General features: G+C 59.9%; 18 protein-coding genes. 15 read left to right on the forward strand and 3 right to left on the reverse strand.

The genetic code is table 11. The annotated features are described in order from the left end of the window. Positions 1-3: 3 nt before the first annotated feature. From AC2FLM_RS22930 to lpdA, 6 genes are read left to right on the forward strand one after another with little or no spacing between them, the layout of a single operon-like run. Positions 4-1155 (forward strand): acyl-CoA dehydrogenase family protein, encoded by a 1152-nt coding sequence (locus AC2FLM_RS22930; protein ID WP_496860086.1) that lies wholly within the window; start codon positions 4-6, stop codon positions 1153-1155. After that, the gene (locus tag AC2FLM_RS22935) at positions 1152-1919 is read left to right on the forward strand and encodes an SDR family NAD(P)-dependent oxidoreductase (protein WP_496860087.1); all 768 of its coding nucleotides are present in this window, start codon (positions 1152-1154) and stop codon (positions 1917-1919) included. The genes AC2FLM_RS22930 and AC2FLM_RS22935 overlap by 4 nt, the downstream gene beginning before the upstream one ends. Further along, a complete protein-coding gene (locus AC2FLM_RS22940; protein WP_496860088.1) occupies positions 1916-3151 on the forward strand; it encodes a thiamine pyrophosphate-dependent dehydrogenase E1 component subunit alpha in 1236 nt (411 codons plus the stop codon). Before AC2FLM_RS22935 ends, AC2FLM_RS22940 begins: the two co-directional genes overlap by 4 nt. 1 nt (position 3152) lies before the next feature. Next, positions 3153-4166, forward strand: coding sequence for an alpha-ketoacid dehydrogenase subunit beta (locus AC2FLM_RS22945; RefSeq protein ID WP_496860089.1), 1014 nt, complete (start codon positions 3153-3155; stop codon positions 4164-4166). Between the two features lie 2 nt (positions 4167-4168). Then, positions 4169-5452, forward strand: a complete 1284-nt coding sequence (locus AC2FLM_RS22950; protein ID WP_496860090.1) for a dihydrolipoamide acetyltransferase family protein — start codon at positions 4169-4171, stop codon at positions 5450-5452. 3 nt (positions 5453-5455) lie between these two features. Continuing rightward, positions 5456-6835 (forward strand): dihydrolipoyl dehydrogenase, encoded by a 1380-nt coding sequence (lpdA, locus tag AC2FLM_RS22955; protein WP_496860091.1) that lies wholly within the window; start codon positions 5456-5458, stop codon positions 6833-6835. Between the two features lie 471 nt (positions 6836-7306). Here lpdA and AC2FLM_RS22960 read toward each other — a convergent pair whose 3' ends face one another. Then, positions 7307-8320: an IS110 family RNA-guided transposase gene (locus AC2FLM_RS22960; RefSeq protein ID WP_496860092.1), complete on the reverse strand. Its 1014-nt coding sequence runs from the start codon at positions 8318-8320 to the stop codon at positions 7307-7309. A gap of 142 nt (positions 8321-8462) precedes the next feature. Next, on the reverse strand, positions 8463-9074 hold the full coding sequence (locus AC2FLM_RS22965) for a helix-turn-helix domain-containing protein (protein WP_496860093.1): 612 nt from the start codon (positions 9072-9074) through the stop codon (positions 8463-8465). Between the two features lie 121 nt (positions 9075-9195). On the opposite strand from AC2FLM_RS22965, the gene AC2FLM_RS22970 reads away from it, so the two are divergent. The 9 genes from AC2FLM_RS22970 to AC2FLM_RS23010 are packed head-to-tail and all read left to right on the forward strand — an operon-like array spanning position 9196 to position 18909. Beyond that, positions 9196-10341: an NAD(P)/FAD-dependent oxidoreductase gene (locus AC2FLM_RS22970; protein ID WP_496860094.1), complete on the forward strand. Its 1146-nt coding sequence runs from the start codon at positions 9196-9198 to the stop codon at positions 10339-10341. Then, positions 10338-11621, forward strand: a complete 1284-nt coding sequence (locus tag AC2FLM_RS22975) for a TRAP transporter large permease (RefSeq protein ID WP_496860095.1) — start codon at positions 10338-10340, stop codon at positions 11619-11621. Before AC2FLM_RS22970 ends, AC2FLM_RS22975 begins: the two co-directional genes overlap by 4 nt. Before the next feature lie 49 nt (positions 11622-11670). Beyond that, a complete protein-coding gene (locus AC2FLM_RS22980; protein ID WP_496860096.1) occupies positions 11671-12645 on the forward strand; it encodes a TRAP transporter substrate-binding protein in 975 nt (324 codons plus the stop codon). A gap of 4 nt (positions 12646-12649) precedes the next feature. Further along, the gene (locus AC2FLM_RS22985) at positions 12650-13171 is read left to right on the forward strand and encodes a TRAP transporter small permease (RefSeq protein ID WP_496860097.1); all 522 of its coding nucleotides are present in this window, start codon (positions 12650-12652) and stop codon (positions 13169-13171) included. Position 13172: 1 nt separating this feature from the next. Further along, positions 13173-14621 carry a M81 family metallopeptidase gene (locus tag AC2FLM_RS22990; RefSeq protein ID WP_496860098.1) on the forward strand — a complete coding sequence of 483 codons (1449 nt, stop codon included), beginning with the start codon at positions 13173-13175 and terminating at the stop codon, positions 14619-14621. Between the two features lie 19 nt (positions 14622-14640). After that, complete coding sequence (locus tag AC2FLM_RS22995) at positions 14641-16089, forward strand: M81 family metallopeptidase (protein ID WP_496860099.1); 1449 nt, start codon at positions 14641-14643, stop codon at positions 16087-16089. An 11-nt stretch (positions 16090-16100) separates the two neighbouring features. Next, a complete protein-coding gene (locus AC2FLM_RS23000; RefSeq protein WP_496860100.1) occupies positions 16101-16487 on the forward strand; it encodes a RidA family protein in 387 nt (128 codons plus the stop codon). Positions 16488-16504: 17 nt separating this feature from the next. Next, the gene (locus AC2FLM_RS23005) at positions 16505-18001 is read left to right on the forward strand and encodes an amidohydrolase family protein (RefSeq protein ID WP_496860101.1); all 1497 of its coding nucleotides are present in this window, start codon (positions 16505-16507) and stop codon (positions 17999-18001) included. Further along, positions 17998-18909, forward strand: a complete 912-nt coding sequence (locus tag AC2FLM_RS23010) for a CobW family GTP-binding protein (RefSeq protein WP_496860102.1) — start codon at positions 17998-18000, stop codon at positions 18907-18909. The genes AC2FLM_RS23005 and AC2FLM_RS23010 overlap by 4 nt, the downstream gene beginning before the upstream one ends. A 99-nt stretch (positions 18910-19008) precedes the next feature. Here AC2FLM_RS23010 and AC2FLM_RS23015 read toward each other — a convergent pair whose 3' ends face one another. Beyond that, complete coding sequence (locus tag AC2FLM_RS23015; protein WP_496860103.1) at positions 19009-20118, reverse strand: enolase C-terminal domain-like protein; 1110 nt, start codon at positions 20116-20118, stop codon at positions 19009-19011. Positions 20119-20160 lie beyond the last annotated feature (42 nt).

Raw genomic sequence — 20160 nt, forward strand, 5'->3', positions numbered from 1 at the left:
CAGATGCAGGGTATCCTCACAGAAGAACAGGTGATGATCCGCGACATGGCCCGGCAGTTTGCGCGGGACAAGCTGACGCAAGGCGCGGCTGACCGGGAGGCGACAGGACGGATCGAAACCGGTATCATCGAAGAGATGGGGCAACTGGGATTTCTGGGCATGACCGTGCCCGAGGAAATGGGAGGTGTCGGGACCGACTATGTCTCTTATGCGCTGGCGCTGATGGAAATTGCGGCCGGCGATGGCGCAGTCTCGACCATGATGTCGGTCCACAATGCGCCATTCTGCGCGATCCTGCATATGTTTGCCAACAAGACGCAGCAGGACGCCTGGCTGAACCCGGCGGCCAAAGGCGCATTCATCGGCTGCTTTGCCTTGACCGAGCCCGGAACCGGCACCGATGCCGCCGCGATCAAGACGCGGGCTGTGCGGACAAACGATGGCTATGTTCTGAACGGTTCAAAACAGTTCATCACCTCGGCCCGGATCGGTGGCGCAACGATTGCCTTTGCCGTGACCGATCCGGCGGCGGGGAAAAAGGGGATTTCGGCGTTTTACCTCGAACAGGGCAGCCCGGGATTTTTCGTCGCCGAACCGGAACGGAAGCTGGGCCAGAAAGCCTCTGACACCTGCGCCCTGACCTTTGAAGATCTCAAGGTGGATGCAGGCGCGTTGATCGGAACTGAGGGGCAGGGGCTTCAGATCGCGCTGTCGTCGCTGGAAGCGGGTCGCATCGGCATTGCCTCGCAATCGGTGGGCATGGCGCAGGCCGCGCTTGATTATGCCATGGTCTACGCGCTGGAGCGTCAGGCGTTCGGCAAGCCGATCTTCGAGCATCAGGCGGTTGCCTTCCGGCTTGCGGACATGGACGCACAGATCGAAGCCGCGCGGCAGCTGGTTCTGTATGCCGCACGGCTCAAGGATCTGGGCCAGCCCTGCCTGCGCGAAGCCTCCATTGCCAAGCTGACGGCCAGCCAGATGGCCGAACGGGTCGTGTCGGACGCGATCCAGACCCTGGGCGGCTATGGCTATCTTTCGGAATTCCCATTGGAACGGATCTATCGCGACGCACGCGTCTGCCAGATCTACGAGGGCACCTCGGATGTCCAGCGGATCAACATTTCCCGTGACCTGAAAAGGAGATACCAGCAATGAAGATCGGCGCAGACACCCCCGCCATCGTCACCGGTGGCGCCTCCGGTCTTGGGGCCGCCGTGACAAGAGCCCTGCGCGCGCAGGGTGTTCCCGTCGGCATTCTGGATATGAAGGCGGACGCCGCACGGCAGTTTGCCACAGAGACCGGCGCGACATTCGCGCAATGCGATACGTCCGATGCCGGCGCCGTGGGCACCGCGCTGGACAGGCTGCGCGCCCGTCAGGGTCAGGAAAGGATCTGCATCAACTGTGCAGGGATCGCGCCAGCGGCCAAGACCGTATCCCGCGGCGCGGCCCATGACCCCGCCCTTTATGCGAAGGTTGTTGGTGTCAATCTCATCGGAACGTTCAACGTTGCAACCCAATCCGCGCTTGGCATGTCCGGGACCGAACCGCTGAACGACGATGGTGAGCGCGGGGTCATCATCAACACAGCCTCGATTGCCGCCTTTGAAGGCCAGATGGGCCAGCTGGCATATGCCTCGTCAAAGGCAGGGGTCGTCGGCCTGACCCTGCCCATGGCCCGCGATCTGGCAAAGACCGGCATCCGCGTCGTCGCCATTGCCCCCGGCATCTTCGCGACCCCGATGGTCACCGCCTTTCCGCAAGAGGTGCAGGATGCGCTTGCCCGGACCTCGGAGTTTCCGCAGCGCCTCGGGCGGGTCGAAGAGTTCGCCGAACTGGCGCTGCATATCGCCCGCAACACCATGCTGAATGGCGAGGTCATCCGCTTGGATGCAGCAACAAGGATGCAGTCAAAATGACCAGGCAGACAAAGCTCAACTTTCCGCACCCGCCCGCGCGCCCGGATGAAACGCCTGATTTCTCGGCCATTGATATCCCGGACGCCGGTCTACTGGACGTACCGCCGCCCGACCTGAAGGCTGCCGACAGTCACGACTATGCCCAGGGCTTGATCCGTATTCTCAACGATCAGGGTGACGCCGTCGGCCCCTGGGCCGATTACATCGCCGACCGGGAAGACGAGTCCTTGCTGCAAGGGCTGCGCGACATGCTCAAGATGCGGGCGGTGGACAAACGTCTGCTGAATGCGCAACGCCAGGGCAAGACCTCGTTTTATCTGCAATGCACCGGCGAGGAAGCGATCGGCTGCGGGTTTCAGCGCCAGCTTGAGCAGGGCGACATGAACTTCCCGACCTATCGGCAGCAGTCCCTTCTGATCGCGGCGGACTATCCGCTGCGGGATCTGATGGGGCAGATCTACTCGAACGCATGCGATCCGCTGCAGGGCCGGCAACTGCCCATCATGCATTCGGCGCGGGAGCATGGCTTTTTCTCGATCTCGGGCAACCTTGGCACGCAGTATGTGCAGGCTGTCGGCTGGGCCATGGGGTGCGCGCTGCGTGGCAATGGCAAGATCGCGGCGGGCTGGATCGGCGACGGCGCCACGGCATCGAATGATTTCAATTCGGCGCTGTTGTCGGCCTCGGTGTATCAGCCGCCTGTCGTCCTGAATATCGTCAACAACCAATGGGCCATTTCCACCTATACCGGCGTCGCCAGCGGCCAGAGCAAGACCTATGCCGAGCGGGTGCTTGGATATGGCATTCCCGCCTTGCGGGTGGACGGCAATGATTATCTTGCCGTAGTCGCGGTCAGTCGTTGGGCTATCCAGCGCGCGCGCAACGGATATGGTCCGATTGCGATCGAGTGGTTCACCTATCGCGCCGCGCCACATTCGACCTCGGATGACCCCTCGGCCTATCGCCCCAAGGATGAGGCGCTGGCCTGGCCGTTGGGCAATCCGGTGGACCGTTTGAAAACCCACATGATCAAGCGTGGCATCTGGACCGAAGAGCGCCACGCGCAGTCCGAGGCGGAATTGCTGGCCGAGGTCATGGCGGAGCAAAAAGAGGTCGAGAAACACGGAACCTTCGTGAACCCGCAACCGATCTCGCCGGCAGAAATTTTCCGCGGCGTCTACGCAGACATGCCCGAGCATCTGCGCCGACAGCGACAGGAGATGGGGTACTGACATGGCCCGTATGAGCATGATCGAGGCGCTGCGCAGCGCCATGGATGAGAAGTTGAGCGACGATGCATCGGTGCTCGTCTTCGGCGAGGATGTCGGCTTTTTCGGCGGGGTGTTCCGTTGTACCGCCGGGCTTCAGGAGAAGTTCGGCGAAGAGCGGGTGTTCGACACGCCCATCAACGAAAGCGCGATTGTCGGGTTGGCCGTGGGCATGGCCGCACAGGGAATGCGCCCCTGTGTCGAGGTGCAGTTCGCCGATTACGTCTATCCCGCCTATGACCAGATCACCCAGGAGGCGGCGCGCCTGCGGCACCGTTCGAACGAACAATTCACCTGTCCGATCGTGGTGCGGATGCCGACGGGCGGCGGCATTTTCGGTGGCCAGACCCACAGTCAGAGCCCCGAAGCACTGTTCACGCATGTGGCCGGGCTCAAGGTCGTTATCCCCTCGACTCCCTATGACGCCAAGGGATTGCTGATCGCGTCCATCGAGGATCCTGACCCGGTGATCTTTCTTGAACCCAAGCGGATCTATAACGGCCCGTTCTACGGCGACCATTCCGGCAAGTCCGTGCCTTGGTCACAGCACGAGTCAAGCGAAGTCCCCGAAGGGCATTACACTGTCCCCCTTGGCAAGGCCGTGGTGCGCCAGCCCGGCAGTGACATCACGATCCTGGCATATGGCACTATGGTCTATGTTGCCGAGGCTGCGGCCAAGCAAGCCGGTGTCGATGCCGAGATCATCGACCTGCGGACGCTTCTGCCGCTCGACCTCGACACGATCCGCCACTCGGTCGAAAAGACCGGGCGTTGCGTTGTGGTGCATGAGGCGACACGCACCAGCGGCTTTGGTGCCGAACTGATCGCGGAGGTCCAGGAAGCCTGTTTCTGGCACCTCAAGGCACCGATCCGGCGTGTCGCCGGATGGGATGCGCCTTACCCGCACGCCCAGGAATGGGATTACTTCCCGGGTCCGGAACGCATTGCCGCCGCACTGAAATTGGCGATGGAGGAGTGATCATGGGTATCAGCATCATCAAGGTCCCGGATGTCGGCGAAGGCGTCGCCGAGGTCGAACTGGTCGAATGGCACGTAAAGGTGGGTGACCTGGTCAAGGAAGATGACGTGCTTGCCGCGGTCATGACCGACAAGGCCACGGTGGAAATCCCGTCGCTTTTCGACGGCAGGGTCGTCGAGCTGGGCGCCGATATCGGAGAGACACTTGTTGTCGGTGCGACCCTGTTGACGATCGAGCACGCGGGCGAAGGAAACGCGACAGCGCCGGATACCGAGGCGGCAGCAGCGTCGCCCGTCGCGCAGAAAGAGCCCGAGGACAAGCTCCCCGAGCCTGCTCCGAAAGCGCCGGAACCGAAACTGCCCCCCGCCGCGCCGCCTGTTGCAGGCAGCGCGCGGGCGCCTCGCGCCGAAGGGGCTGCGCCGCTGGCCTCTCCTGCGGTGCGGGCGCGGGCGCGGGCCGCAGGCATCGACCTCCGGCGGGTGGCCGGAAGCGGTCCGGCAGGGCGGATCACGGACAGCGATCTTGATGCGGTTTTCGCCGCCGGACCTGCTGCGGTTGCAGCGCCCAAGCCCGGCCGGTCGCAGCGCGAAGGCGTGGAAGACATCCGGGTCGTCGGCCTTCGCCGCAAGATTTCGGAAAGCATGTCGCTTGCCAATGCGCGTATCCCGCATATCACCGTGATTGAAGAAATCGACGTGACCGCGGTCGAAGACCTGCGCGCAACGATGAATGTCGGAAAGGGCGACAAGCCGAAGCTGACCATGCTGCCATTCGTCAGCGCCGCCCTGTGTCGCGCGATCGACCAGCATCCCGAGATGAACGCGCATTTCGATGACGACGCGGGCATCATCCGGCGGCATAACCCGGTTCATATCGGTGTTGCCACGATGACCGACAAAGGTCTTGTGGTTCCGGTTATGCGTCATGCGGAAGCGCTTGCGCCCTTCGAACTGGCCGCCGAAATCCTGCGTCTGGCCGAGGCCGCGCGCAGGGGCAAGGCAACCCGTGACGAACTGACCGGCTCGACCATCACGATCACCTCTTTGGGTCCTCTTGGAGCGATTGCGACGACGCCGATCATCAACCATCCCGAAGTGGCCATACTGGGCATCAACAAGATGGCGGTCCGGCCCATGTGGGATGGCGCACAGTTCGTTCCCCGCAAGATGATGAACATTTCGGCCAGCTTCGATCACCGGGTGATCGACGGCTGGGATGCCGCAGAATTCGTGCAACGTATCAAGACCCTGCTGGAAAACCCGGCGCTGATCTTTATGGAGGATTGAGCCGTGAGAACCGAAACCTGCAAGCTTCTGATCATCGGTGCGGGGCCAGGCGGCTATGTCTGTGGCATTCGCGCCGGGCAACTGGGAATCGACACGATCGTCGTCGAAGCGGAAAAACCGGGCGGCACCTGCCTGAATGTCGGATGCATTCCTTCCAAGGCGCTCATTCATGCAGCCGATGAATTTGCCAAGCTGCACAGCCTTTCCGGCGAAAACGCCCTGGGCATTTCCGCAACTGTGCCAATGATTGATCTGGCCAAAACGATCGCCTGGAAAGACGGTATCGTCACACGCCTGACCGGCGGTGTTGCGAGCCTGCTCAAGAAGGCCAAAACCCGCTATGTGACTGGACGGGCGCAGATAATCGATGGCAAAACCGTGGAGGTTTCAACCAGCGAGGGCGCCTTGCGCATTTCCTGCGAAACCATGGTGATCGCCACGGGATCAAAACCGCAGGAGCTTCCGTCGCTGCCCTTCGGCGGGAAGGTCATCTCCTCCACTGAAGCGCTGGACCTGCGGGAGGTTCCCAACCGGCTGACCATCGTGGGGGGGGGGTATATCGGGTTGGAAATCGGCACGGCCATGGCAAAGCTGGGTGCGCAGGTGACTGTCGTGGAATTCGCAGACCGTATCTTGCCGCAATATGACGCCGAGCTGACCAAGCCGATCGCGGCTCGTCTGCAGGAGCTTGGGATAACACTGCATTTGGCGACCAGGGCGAATGGGTTGTCCGAAGATGGAAACGCTCTTCTGGCCGAGGGGCCGGATGGCGCAGTGGAAATCCCGTCGGACAAGGTGCTGGTTACGGTGGGTCGTGCGCCCGTCACGCAGGGATTTGGTCTGATGGATCTGGGCCTGACGATGAATGGCCCCTTCCTGGCGATTGATGACCATTGTGCGACCTCGATGCGCGGTGTCTATGCCATTGGAGACGTTACCGGTGATCCGATGCTCGCGCATCGTGCCATGGCACAGGGCGTGATTGTTGCCGAGCACATTGCCGGGCTGCCTTCGGTCTGGGACAAGCGCGCCATTCCTGCGGTATGCTTTACCGATCCCGAGATTGTCACCGTGGGCGCGTTGCCGAACGAAATCGAGGGATCGAAAACAACGGTTTTTCCCTTTGCCGCAAATGGACGCTCCATGACGATGGAGCGCAGCGACGGTTTCGTGCGGATCGTGTTCGACCCCAAAAACGAACTGGTGCTTGGCTTCCATGCCGTCGGTTCAGCGGTCTCGGAAATGTCCGGCGAGTTTGCATTGGCGCTCGAGATGGGCGCAACCCTGACGGATATCGCAGACACGATACATGCGCACCCGACATTGACGGAAACTGTCCAGGAAACTGCTCAGAAGGCCCTCGGACGCGCTTTGCATGTATAATCAAAAAGATTGAATTTGATCAATTATGCCTGAAAAACATGGAAGCCACGGCACTCTGTGGCGCCTTTCGAAGGCCGGTCGTCTTGGAAGGCATCAAAAAAGCGGATCCCATCGAGGCCAGAAGCAGAACCGTTTCGTCAAAGGCCGGATAGATTCACCCATCCAATGCCGTTGGTAACGTCGTCGAAAAACACCTTGCGCAGGGGGCGTCCATAGATTCGCTCCATAATGGCTTAGATGAACCAGAAATCCTTCTGTAATCGGGCCGTGGTTTGCAAGGAAAAGGCAACCGAAGGTGCATGCTTCTGTCCATGATATACGTGGTGCATTCACATGATGCGGTTTGCTTTGGTTCGAGAAAGCCCATCTCCGTTGCGACTTTGTTGTCCAAGTCAGGATTTCTGGCGGCTTTTCCCTCACCACGTCCCTTCGGGGGCGCCTTCCCTGCGGAAGTGTTGTGGTCCTTTCCTGTCAGACGGCTCTGAACTCAGTGCCATCGAACCACATGCGATGCATGATGACAGCCAGCTTCCGAGCCAAGGCGATCTTGGCGCGCTTTGCGCCCCGTCTGGCAGCGACGCGCGTGGCCCAGGCCTTGAATGGTGTCCATCGGGTGGACCTGACCAGCATCACGTGCGCCGCTTCGTATAGTGCTGCCCTCACACTGGCATCGCCAGCCTTGGTGATAGAGGTAACGCGATCAGTCTCGCCGGATTGGTATCGGCGGGGCGTCAACCCGAAACAAGCTCCCACGGACTTCGACGAACGAAACCTTTTGGGATCGTCGATGGCAGCACGGAAGGTCATTGCGATCACGGCACCAACGCCAGGAATGGTCATTAGGCGGCGGCAGACCTCATCCTTGCCGGATTGGTCCCGAACAAGCTTGTCCAACTTGGCAAACTCGGCTGCCATAGAGTCCCGGGAAGTCAAAAGTGGGGCGATTGCCGCTTCCAAAACGGGATTGTCTTCGATCAGTTCCCGAACCAGCTCGCAAAACCGGCCGCGGACGCCTTTGGGTACCTTCAAACCAAAACCGCGAACTAACCCTCGAACAGAATTGTCGAGTTCCCGGACTCGACGCCCCAAGGAATCTCGTGCCGACAGCATCAACCGCAAATCCCGGGCTGCGGGGGTCTTCAGATGCACAGGTTGAAACCATCCCATTCGAAGCAACTCAGCAATGCCGCGCGCATCCCACCGATCCGTCTTGGTCGGGATGGCAGACAAAGCTGCATGAACCCGCCTCGTCTCCATGAGGACCGGGGCAAACCCATGCCGCTCCAAGCCCGCCGCCAAAAACGCGGACATCGGGCCAGCTTCGAGGCCGACCGAACCAATCGCCTCAGAAAACGGGCCAAACGCTGCCGCGAGATCGTCGGGGTGGCTCGGAACGGAAAGCTCTTTGTCGACGCGGCCGGTGTCATCAATCACGCAAACCGCTGTGCTTTCAACTGAAACATCAAGTCCAATGTAGTACGTCATGGTCATCTCCTCTGAGCTGCAAGTCACCACAACCATTGTGGCGACTCGGCCCGATGACCGCATCTCCGTTGCTCAAACCTCGAAATCTGTCCGGAGGTGCTGACGTCAGACATTTTTCGCAGTATGGATAAGGAAACCGAAACTAAGTTCCGTTGGAGCGTTGCTCGCCCGGTTTCCAGCATACCCCCAGGACAATCGCGTCCTTATCACTGGTTGAGACATAAGCGTGTCCCAGACCGCTGTCGAAGTAGATGCTGTCGCCTTTTGTCAACGTGATGGGATCACGCCCTTTCAGGTGTACCGCTAGGGTACCTTCGATAACGTAAATGAACTCTTCCCCAGGGTGTGAGATGAAATCCTCGAATGCGCCAAAGCTGTGTGCTTTGATATGGCCTATCATCGGCACCATGTGTTTGCCGGTCACGTCAGAGGCCAGCATGTCGTAATCATATGTGGCGGACCGGTGCACCGGCGCGTCGCCTGCACGGGTTACGGAGACCGTGCCGTGCGAAAAGCCTTCTGCCTCGGCATCAAACAACTCGCCCACGTCAAGGCCGAGACCTTGGGCCAGCCGCATGAAGCGGTCATAGGTCAGCGAAATCTCACCACGCTCCATCTTGGAGATGGTTGAGATGGCAAGGCCCGTGCGCTCAGAAACTTCTTTGAGTGTCCACTTTCGCGACTTGCGAATTTCCCGCACACGCGCCCCAAGGTTAGCCTCGGTCGCGGTCGCACTGGGTTCAAGAAGCTTCATCGGTTGCTGCATACGACCACCCAAATTTTCCGATACGAAAAATTTTTCTTTTTTCCGATACGAAAACCACCTACCATTAATCGTGTGAAAACGGAAACGATTCTGAAGGTAAGGGTCACTTTTGCCGGAAACAGCACAGACCTTTGAAGTCGCCGTGATTGGCGCGGGCATCGCAGGAGCCTCGGTCGCGGCTGAGCTTGCGGCGGCTGGTGCAAAGGTCGTACTGATCGAGCAAGAAAGCCAACCGGGATATCACACGACAGGGCGATCTGCGGCGGTTTATTCGCCCATTTACGGGCCGCAGCCCATCCGGGCGCTCACGCGGGCTTCACTGCAGTTTTTCGAAACCCCGCCAACTAGATTTTCCGAGCGCCCATTGCTGTCTCGTATTGATGCGGCTTTTGTGGCGCGAGAAGATCAACTTGACCAGCTAGAGGCAATGGAGCGCGAGCTGTCCGATGCGCTAACCGTCAGCCGCATCTGTCAATCGACGCTTTATGAGCGGCTGCCGCTGCTGCGTGCAGGCTATGCCGTCGCTGCCTTGTGGGACACAGGCACATCAGAAATCGATGTGGCGGCGCTGCATCAGGGTTATTTGCGGATGTTCAAGGCAAATGGTGGAACAGTAAAAACACGTGCGCCTGTGATCGACTTGGTGCAGAGCGCACAGGGCTGGCAGATCGCCATGCCGCAAGGTGCTGTCACCGCGCGAACGGTGGTGAACGCAGCAGGGGCCTGGGCCGATGAGGTGGGGCAGATGGCCGGAGCCGAACACATTGGGCTGACCCCGAAACGCCGCACCGCGCTGATGGTGGACGCACCGCAAGGAATTGACATCAAATCACTGCCACTGACGATTGACGTCGCCGAAGAATTCTATCTGAAACCCGACGCAGGCAAGCTGCTGATTTCGCCGGCGAATGAAGACCCAGAGCCGCCCTGTGACGTGCAGCCCGATGAGATGGACATTGCGATATGCGTGGACCGCATCGAACGTGCGTTTGATGTCATGGTCAAGCGTGTTGAAAGCCCCTGGGCGGGGCTGCGAAGTTTCGTGGCGGACAAATCGCCGGTGGCGGGATTTTCCCCGAAGGTCGAAGGATTTTATTGGCTGGCGGGGCAGGGTGGCTATGGCATCCAGTCTGCACCGGGCCTCGCACAATATGCGGCGGCAGAACTGATGGGTAAACCAATCCCAGAGCACATTCTGGCAGAGCGGCTTGATTCACAAACGATACAACCGGATCGAGAAGGGCTTGGCGCATGATGTGGTTTGTCCCTGTACTTCTGGTAGCGCTGCTGGCCTCGGGCCTGGGTCTGGCCTATGTCGTTGGCGGCGCGGCGGTGGCCTCGTTTATCCTGACGGACAACGCCCGCTACCTCGCGATCCTGCCGCAAAAGGTCTTTTCGCAAATCAGCGTTTTCGCGCTTTTGTCGATGCCGCTTTTCATCCTTGCGGGCGAGTTGATGAACCGCGGCGGCGTGACTAAGGCGCTGATCGACGTGTCGATGGCCATCGTCGGGCGTATTCGCGGCGGGCTGGGGCATGTGAATATCATGACATCGGTGTTCTTTGCGGGCATCAGCGGCTCGGCCATCGCCGATGCGGCCTCGCTGTCGAACACGCTGGTGCCCGCGATGGAACAGCGCGGCTATTCCAAGCTCTATGCCGGGGCAATCACGGCGGCTTCTTCGATCATTGGGCCGATCGTGCCGCCCTCGATCATCCTGATCTTCTATGGCGCGATCATGCAGACATCTGTTGCCGCGCTGTTCGTCGCAGGCATCCTGCCGGGCCTCATGCTTGCGGGGGCGCTGTTCTTGATGAACGCGATTTACGCTATCCGCGACGATCACCCGCGCATCGAGAAAGGCGAGGCACCGCCCGTTTTGCCCGCCATCGCGCGCGCGTTGCCTGCACTCTTGTTGCCCGTGATCATCGTGGGCGGAATCGTGCTGGGCTGGATGACCCCGACCGAGGCCGCCGCTGTCGCCGTCGTCGTCGCAGCCCTCGCCGCATTTTTCTACGAGGGTCTGAAACGCGACGACGTGCTGGAAAGCCTCCGCCGCACCGCGATGCTGACCGGCTCGATCTTTATCGTGCTTAGTGCCGTCGCCGCGTTCGGCCATCTGGCCTCGCTCGAAAAGGTACCACAGGCAATCTCGGCGCTGATCACGGATTTGGGGCTTGGTCCGGTCGGATTCATGCTGGCGATGAACCTGCTGTTCATTCTGGCGGGCATGTTTCTTGATATTCCGATGGCGCTGGCGCTGCTTGTGCCGCTGATCGCGCCGGTCGCGATCGCCAACGGGGCTGACCCCGTGCATCTGGGCATCGTGATCTGTTTCAACCTGACGATCGGCCTTGTGTCGCCGCCGATGGGCGGGTGCCTTCTGATCGTCTCGACCGTCACCGGGCTGAACTATTGGAAGCTGGCCCGCGCGGTCATCCCCTTCGTCATCGTCGAAATCCTTGTGCTTGGGGTTCTGGTCTTCGTTCCCGAGATCAGCCTCATTCTGCCCCGCGCATTTGGCCTGTGGAACTAACGCAAAACACCCCCCGGCATGCTGGGGACAAACAGAGGAGGAAATGAAAATGTCATTCATGAACAAACTGGGCGTCGCAAGCCTTGCATTTGCCATGACCATCGCTGCGCCCGTCACGGCCGAGGTCAAGATCGCGCTCGACTCGGCCAAAGACCTTGAAAACTCGGGCACATATGTCTGGGCAAACGCCTTTTCGACCTATCTGAACGCCAATGGCATGGAAGCCGTGGAATACGAGCGCGGCGCGCTTGGCGCCGAGGCCGAAAAGATGGATCAGGTCCAGCAGGGTTTGCTGGAAGTGTCGCTTTCGGACACCAAGGGCGTGGGCGCGCTTGACGGGCACATCATCCCGACCACGCTGCCCTATCTGTTCCCCGATTGGGACTCTGTGGATCGTGGCCTTGCAAACGGCATGCTCGACAAGATCAACGCGGGTACGATCCCCCAAGGCGTCCGCGTGATCGCAATGGCGGCGCTTGGCTCGTCTGCGGGGATCTTCAACACCAAAAAGCCTGTGAACTCGCCCGCCGATATGGCCGATCTGCGGATGCGCGCTTTGGATGATACCCAGATTGGCATCTACAAAATGTGGGGCAGCAACGGCACGATCGTGGCGTGGGACGAGGTTCCCAACGCGCTGCAAACCGGCATTGCAGACGGATACATGAACCCACCGATGGTGCCGCTGATGTTCGGCCACACGGGCTTTATCAAGTACTTCACGGACGCCAAAGTGGGCCTTGGCAGCCGCACGATCATCGTGTCGGAAGACTGGTTTCAGGGGCTTTCGGCCGATGAGCAGAAAATCGTGATGGACGCCGCCGCCGTAGCGACCAAAGCCAACCGCGACTGGCTTGCCACGCGCTCGACCGAACTCGACATGCTGCGCGAGGCGGGCATCGAAGTCACCACGCTGTCTCCCGAAGCATGGAACGAGTTCAAAACGCTGAGCGAACCGCTGCACAACATGGTTCCGCTGCCCGAAGGCGCGCTGGACGCCTGGAAAACAGCGAGCGGGCTGTAATCAGATGCGCGCGGTGATCCTCTGGCTTGACCGTCTTTCGGCGACCCTCAACAGGATTGCGCTTTGGGGCGCGGTTCTCACGGTGTCGGCCTTGGTGGTGACCGCCTTCTGGCAGGCCGCCGCGCGCTATCTGCTGGATCAACCGCCCGCCTGGACCGAAGAGCTTGCACGCTATCTCATGGTCTGGGCGGGGCTTTTGGGCGCGTCCTGCGCCTTTCGTATCCATGCCGATCCGTCACTTTTTCCCGATGCGCGCCAGCGCGAGGGCGGGCTTGGCAAGGTCTTTGCCGTGATCCGTGCCATCGGCGCCTTCATCTTTATCGCACCGATCCTGTGGTATTGCGTCTACGGCCTGAACGGCAAGGTCGCCTCAGGCTATATCGCGCGCAACAGCCGGGTCAGCAGCGAAACACTCGACATCCCGATGTCGGCCTTCGCACTTGCCGTGCCGGTCGGCTTTGGCCTGATCCTTCTGCATCTTCTGGCCAATCTGGGAACAGCCCTGACACGGCGCGAGGCCGAGTAACATGAAACTGATGATCGCCTCACTGGTCACCGAGACCAACAGCTTTTCGTCCATTCCCACCGGGCGGCTGGCCTTTGAAGCCGGGCTTTTGACGCGCGAGGGCAGCACGGCCGAACCGCGGATGCACAATGTCTCGCTGCATGTCTGGCGCCGCTTGGCAACCGAGCGCGGCTGGCACATCTTCGAAAGCCTCACCGCCGCCGCCCAGCCCGCCGGGATCACAACGCGGGATGTGTACGAGGCATTCCGCGACGAAATTCTGAACGATCTGAAGGCACAGCAGCCGGATATCTTTCTGATCAACATGCACGGCGCGATGATCGCCCAAGGCTATGACGATTGCGAGGGCGATATGATGGCCCGCGCCCGCGCCATTCTGGGGCCGGACAGGGTTATCGGCCTTGAACTCGATCCGCACAATCACCTGAGCCCGGCAATGCTTGGGAACGCGACCCTGATCGTCAACTACAAGGAATACCCGCATATCGACCCGGCGGAACGCGCGGTGGAACTGTTCAACATGGCTGCGGATGCGGCGATGGGCAAAACCCGTCCCGTGATGCGCGCGTATGACTGCCGGATGCTGACGATCATCCCGACGCTGACCGAGCCGGGCAAAAGCTTTGTTCAGGCCATGAAAGACGCCGAAGGCAAGGATGGCATCCTGTCGGTGTCGCTGACCCATGGTTTCCCTTGGGGGGATGTGGCCGATCTGGGTGCCAAGATGCTGGTGATCGCCGATGGCGATGCCGAAAAGGCCGCGCATGTGGCAGAAAACTTTGCCCAGAGCCTCTGGGCGATCCGCGATGGCCTGCGCGTCGATTATCCCGATATCTGCACAGCGCTCGACAGGGCAGAACAAGCGACGGTCTTTCCGGTCACGCTGGCCGATATGGGCGACAATGCAGGTGGTGGCGCGCCGTCGGATGCCACCTTTTTCCTGCGCGAGATCCTGAAACGCGGCCTGAAACAAGTCGGGCTTGCGCTGTTTTGGGATCCTGTGCTGGTGGCCATGTGCCAAGATGCCGGTGTTGGCGCGCGGATGCGCGTGCGCCTTGGCGGCAAGGTCTGCGTGGCGTCGGGCGACGCGATCGATCTTGACGTGACCGTGCGCGGCATTCGCGAAAACATGGCGCAGCCCGTAAACGAGATGTCGATCTCGATCGGCACCGGCGTCTGGCTCGAAATGGATGGGGTGCATATCATCCTGTCGTCCAAACGGACTCAATGCTTTTCCCCGTCGGTCTTTACCGATCTGGGGCTGGACCTTGCCGAACTGCGGATCATGATCCCGAAATCCACCAATCATTTTTATCACAACTTCGCGCGCGTCAGCGCCGAGGTGATCCACGTCGGTTCCCCGGGGGCGGTCACACCCGACATTGCCTCTATCCCCTTCACCAAGCGCGACGGGAATTTCTGGCCCAAGGTCGAAAACCCCTTTGCCTGACATCCAAGGAACGATTGCCATGAAACTGCTCATCGCCTGCCTTGCCACCGAAACCAACACGTTTTCGCCAATGCCCACAGGGCGGAATGCCTTTGAGTCGACGATGGTCACGCGGCACGCCACACAGCAGCCCGGCAATCTGTTCACCGCGCCGCTGCATGAATGGCGCCGCATGGCCGAAGAAAAAGGCTGGGAGGTGGTCGAAAGCCTGTCCGCCGCCGCGCAGCCTGCCGGCACGACCGTGCGCGCCGTCTATGAAAGTTACCGAGACGAGATTTTGGCCGATATCGAGGCGCATCAGCCCGATATGCTCTTGATGTCGATGCACGGCGCGATGGTGGCCGATGGCTATGATGATTGCGAGGGCGATATGATGGCCCGCGCCCGCGCGCTGATGGGGCCGGACAAGGTGATCGGGCTGGAACTGGACCCGCACAACCACCTGACCAAAGAGATGCTCACCAACGCCACGCTGATCATCAACTACAAGGAATATCCCCATGTCGACGCGCCCGAACGCGCGCGCGAACTGTTCATCATGGCAGCCGATGCCTCCGAGGGCAAAACCAAGCCCGTGATGCGCGCATATGACTGCCGCATGTTGACGCTGATCGAAACGATGAAGGAACCCGCTAAAACCTTTGTGCAGGCGATGAAAGACGCCGAGGGCAAGGATGGTATCCTCTCTGTCTCGCTGACCCATGGCTTCCCTTGGGCCGACGTCTCCGATGTCGGAACCAAAACGCTGGTGATCGCCGATGGCAATGCCGAAAAGGCGGCCAGCGTGGCCAAGGAATTTGCCGATAAGCTCTGGGATATCCGCGAAGGTCTGCGCATGAATTACCCCGACATCGGCCAAGCGCTGGATATCGTCGCCGCCTCCAACCACGGCCCGATCGCGCTGGCCGACATGGGCGATAACGCGGGCGGCGGCGCCCCGGCGGATTCCACATTCTTCCTGCAAGAAATCCTCAAGCGCGGCATGAAAGACATCGCCCACGGCATCTTTTGGGACCCTGTGCTGGTGGCCATGTGCCAAGATGCCGGTGTCGGCGCGCGGATGCGCGTGCGCCTCGGCGGCAAGATTTGCGCTGAATCGGGCGCTGCCGTGGATCTTGAGGCCACCGTCCGCGGTATCCGCGAAGGCATGACACAAAAACTTGGCGACAGCGAAATGCCCATGGGCACGGGCGTCTGGTTGGATGCGGACGGCGTGCACCTCATTGTCTCTTCGGTCCGCACCCAGAATTTCTCACCCGCGGTCTACACCGATCTGGGGATCGATATAACCGCGATGAAGGCATTGATCCCGAAGTCGACCAACCACTTCTACCAGAATTTCGAACGCATCAGCCCGCAGGTCATCCACGTCCGGTCACCGGGCACCGTGACGCCCGACATGACCATCATCCCCTTCACGAAACGCGACGGAAACTTTTGGCCCAAGGTCGAAAACCCGTTCAACTAAAGGAACAGCCCATGACCGTGCACCGTATCGGCGCGCCGCCCGTCCTGCCCAATGGCGCAAAGGTTCCTCTGGTTCCCGCCACCCGCGTGGGGGATTTGATCTTTTGTTCTGGCGCTTTGGGCGTTGATGCGAATTTCAAATTGATCGAAGGGGGCGTGGGTCCGCAAACCACCCAAGCCATCGCCAATCTTGAGGCGGTTTTGGCGCAGGCAGGAGCAAGCCTTGCCGATGTCGCGAAAACCACGGTTTGGCTGACGGATATGGCCCATTTTGCCGAGTTCAACGCAGCTTATGCCGCGGCTTTTGGCATCCATATTCCGGCCCGATCCACAGTGACCTCGGCCCTCGCCATTCCCGGCGCATTGGTCGAGATCGAAGCCATCGCAGCAGCGAAATAACCTGCAAAGGAAAGCCGATGCAGCACGATCTATTGATCCGCAACGGCCGCGTCATTGATCCCGAGACCGGCTTTGATGACATTTGCGATATCGCCGTTCGGCGCGACAAGATCGTGGCCGTCGGGCGGGATCTGGGCAAAGCCGCGCGCGAGATTGATGCAACAGGGCTGATCGTAGCGCCGGGATTTATCGACATTCACGCCCACGGCCAATCGGTTGCCGCAGACCGGATGCAGGCGTTTGATGGAGTGACCACATCGCTGGAATTGGAAGTCGGCGCGCTGCCTGTAGCCGCGTGGTACGCGGCGCAGGCGGATGTGCCGCGTGTTTTGAACTACGGCACCTCAGCGGCATGGATATTTGCCCGCAAGGCTGCCTTTGGGGGGTTCCTGCCGGACGGCGCAGCACATCCGATTGACCAGTTGGGCAAGGCCGCGGATGACAACAGTTGGTCGGTCGCGGCTGCGGGGGATGCGCAAACCAATGCTTTGGTTGACCTGACCCGACAGGGACTTGAGGAGGGTGGCATCGGCATCGGTATTCCCAACGGATACGCTCCTGGCGCGGGCATTAAAGAGCTTACGCGCATCTGCGATCTGGCGGCCGAATTCAACTGCCCAACCTTCACCCACATCGCCTTTGCCAGCAACATCGATCCGCAAAGCTCGATCGAAAGCTACGTCCGGCTGATCGGTCTGGCTGGGGCCACGGGCGCGCATATGCATATCTGCCACATGAATTCGACCAGCTTGATGGATATTGAACGGGTGGTCGAACTGATCGCAAAAGCCCAAGAGATGGGCCTGCCGGTGACCACCGAGGCCTATCCCTACGGTGCGGGATCTACGGTTGTGGGGGCGGGGTTTTTTGCCGATCCAGAGTTCACCAAAAAGTCCGGCACCGATTATTCCACGATTGAACTGGTCAAGAACCACCACCGCTTCACGGGGCGCGATGACCTTCTCAAAGCAAGCGAGGACAACCCCTCCGACCTTGTTGTCTGGCACTTTCTGGATGTTGAGGCGAACGATCACCACCGCAGGCTGCTGGATGCTTCGGTAACTTATCCCGGTGGGTCCATCGCATCGGACGCAATGCCTTGGATCGAGCCGGATGGCAGCATCTACGCGGGGATGGAATGGCCCTTGCCCGATCAGGCTCTGTCGCATCCGCGTTCCTCCGGCACCTTTACCCGCTTCTTGCGTGAATATGTACGCGAGCGCGAAACCATGCCTCTGATCGAAGCCATTGCGAAATGCACGCTATACCCCGCGCGGGTCATTGAGGGGCGGGCACCGCAGATCGCACAAAAGGCGCGGCTAAGGGCGGGGTTTGACGCGGATATCGTCATTTTTGACCTCGAGCGCGTGACTGATCGCGCCACTTTCGAGAATATGAACCGGCCGTCAGAAGGGGTGGTTCATTTGTTGATCGCGGGGCAACCAGTGATCACGGATGGGGTGCTGGACACCTCTGCCAACCCGGGCCGTCCGATACGGGCCGCCACTACATGAGCGTTCCTATTCTGCTTGTGACCGGCTTTTTGGGGAGCGGAAAGACAACCTTTATCAATGACTTACTACACAGAGAACATGGCAAACGCATTGCGGCGATCGTGAATGATTTCGGCGCAATCAACATTGACGAGGCCTTGCTGGAAAGTGCCACGGATGAGGTGATCGGGCTAAAGAACGGCTGCATCTGCTGTACGCTTCAGGGCGATCTGTTGCGCACGCTGAAACAGGTTCTTGTTGGTGCCGCGCCTGATTTGATTGTGATCGAAGCCAGCGGTGTCTCGGACCCGCAGGGCATCATCGACGCGGTGATGGATCCTGTTTTGTGGCCCGCCGTGCTGCTTGACAGCGTCATTTGCGTTGTGGATGTCCCCGACATGATCCTGACCGCTGAACGTGCTGCTGATCCTCTGTGGCTGGCGCAGGTAATGGCGGCGGATATCATTCAATTCAGCAAGGTTGATGGCCTTGCATCCAGTGACCTGTCCAAGGTGACCATGAGATTACGCGCCATGGGGAAATCTGGGTTTGTCGGTCTTGATGCTGACAACGGGTCACTCAGCGCGCTCTTGGGGTTCGGCCGCGCAGAGCCGCGCGGCGCGGGCAGGGCAACAGTTCAGAGCGCTGAGCGATTTGCCACGCTGGAGTGGCGTAGTGATGCGGCTATTCCGATGGCGGCCTTTCAAAATGCAATAGCATCGATTTCCCCAAAGGTGTTGCGGGCCAAAGGTTTGGTTTCCTTCGTCGAAAAACCTTCAACGCAGCTTGTCTTTCAGCTAGTCGGCCAACGCGCAACTCTGGCCCCACACACCGAGGACGGCGTTGGCTGCGCATTGGTTTTCATCGGTGAGAAAAACCTGTTCGACCCCGAGGCCACGCGCGCGGTTTTGGACGCGATGGTGCTCTAGGGTTCCCCGGGACGTGAAATAGCCAAACGCCCCACCTCGTGCAGCACATGGCCTCTCACAGTAACGTCGCAACCCCTTTGTTGCAGACCTCCGATGTCGTCAGCTTAGCGTTGTAATCTTTTGCCGTTCGACCAGCTCGAGATCGATTTCATAGCCGAGCCCGGGTTTGGTGGGGGCGTGGACGTATCCATCCGCGTCAATCTGAATTTCTTCGACCAGCCCATGCCACCAGGCCTCATGCGGCAGCAGAACTTCCATGAAACTGGTGTTCGCAATTGCCATCTGGACATGCAGGTTGGCCACGTCATTGATCGAATTGCCGCCATGGTGAATTTCGAGCTTCATCGCAAAGGCTTCGGCAAGATGCGCAATCTTGAGCAGCGATGTAATGCCGCCTTTGAGCAAGACGTCACCGCGCAACATGTCCGTCGCTTTGTTGGTGATCCACGGCGCATAGTCGTCAAGCCATCCGGTCGGGAATTCGGTGGCCATCACAGGGATGTCCAACTTTTCGCGCAGCTTGGCGCAGTTATAGATATCGGTGATCGGCAAGGGGTCTTCGTACCATAGAAATCCCAGTTCCTCGATCGCCCGCCCGACCTTGACCGCCTCACCCAGATCATAGGCAGACCGTGAATCCAGCATCAGGTTGAAATCATCGCCCACAGCCTTGCGCACGGCCTGACAGGCCGCAATATCTTCGCGCCAATTCTGCTTTGGATGAAGCTTGTAGCCGTGCAAACCGGCCTCTTTGACCGCGAGCGCCTGTTCGACATATCCGTCGATCGAGTCATGCACCTCTGAACTGGCATAGACTGGGATCTTGTCGCGGAAGGTTCCAATCAGGGCATGGATCGGCAAGCCGCTGATCTTGCCGGCAAGGTCCCACAAGGCAACGTCAAGCGCGCAAACAACCTGCGTGCTGACCTGCGCGCGCATCTTCTGCATACGTTGAAAAAGGCGTTCCCGATCAAGAGGGTTCTGCCCCATAAGGATCGGCTTCAGAAAGCGGATGAGATGGGGCGCTTCGAGACTGGCAGGATGCACACACAAGCCCAGCAAGGCGTGGCCCTCGATGCCCTCATCCGTGGTGATCCGGACAAGGCCCAGATCGCTTTTGTTACCCACGGTCTTGACTTCGTGATCATAGCTTTTGGTGGGAATATTTTCCCATTTGAACAGGGTGACCGTGACATCTGTAATCTTCATATTTCCATCTCCGCGGTGTGGCGTGGCGCGTATCGAAGCCAG

This window comes from Ruegeria sp. SAZD011, from assembly GCF_059612545.1.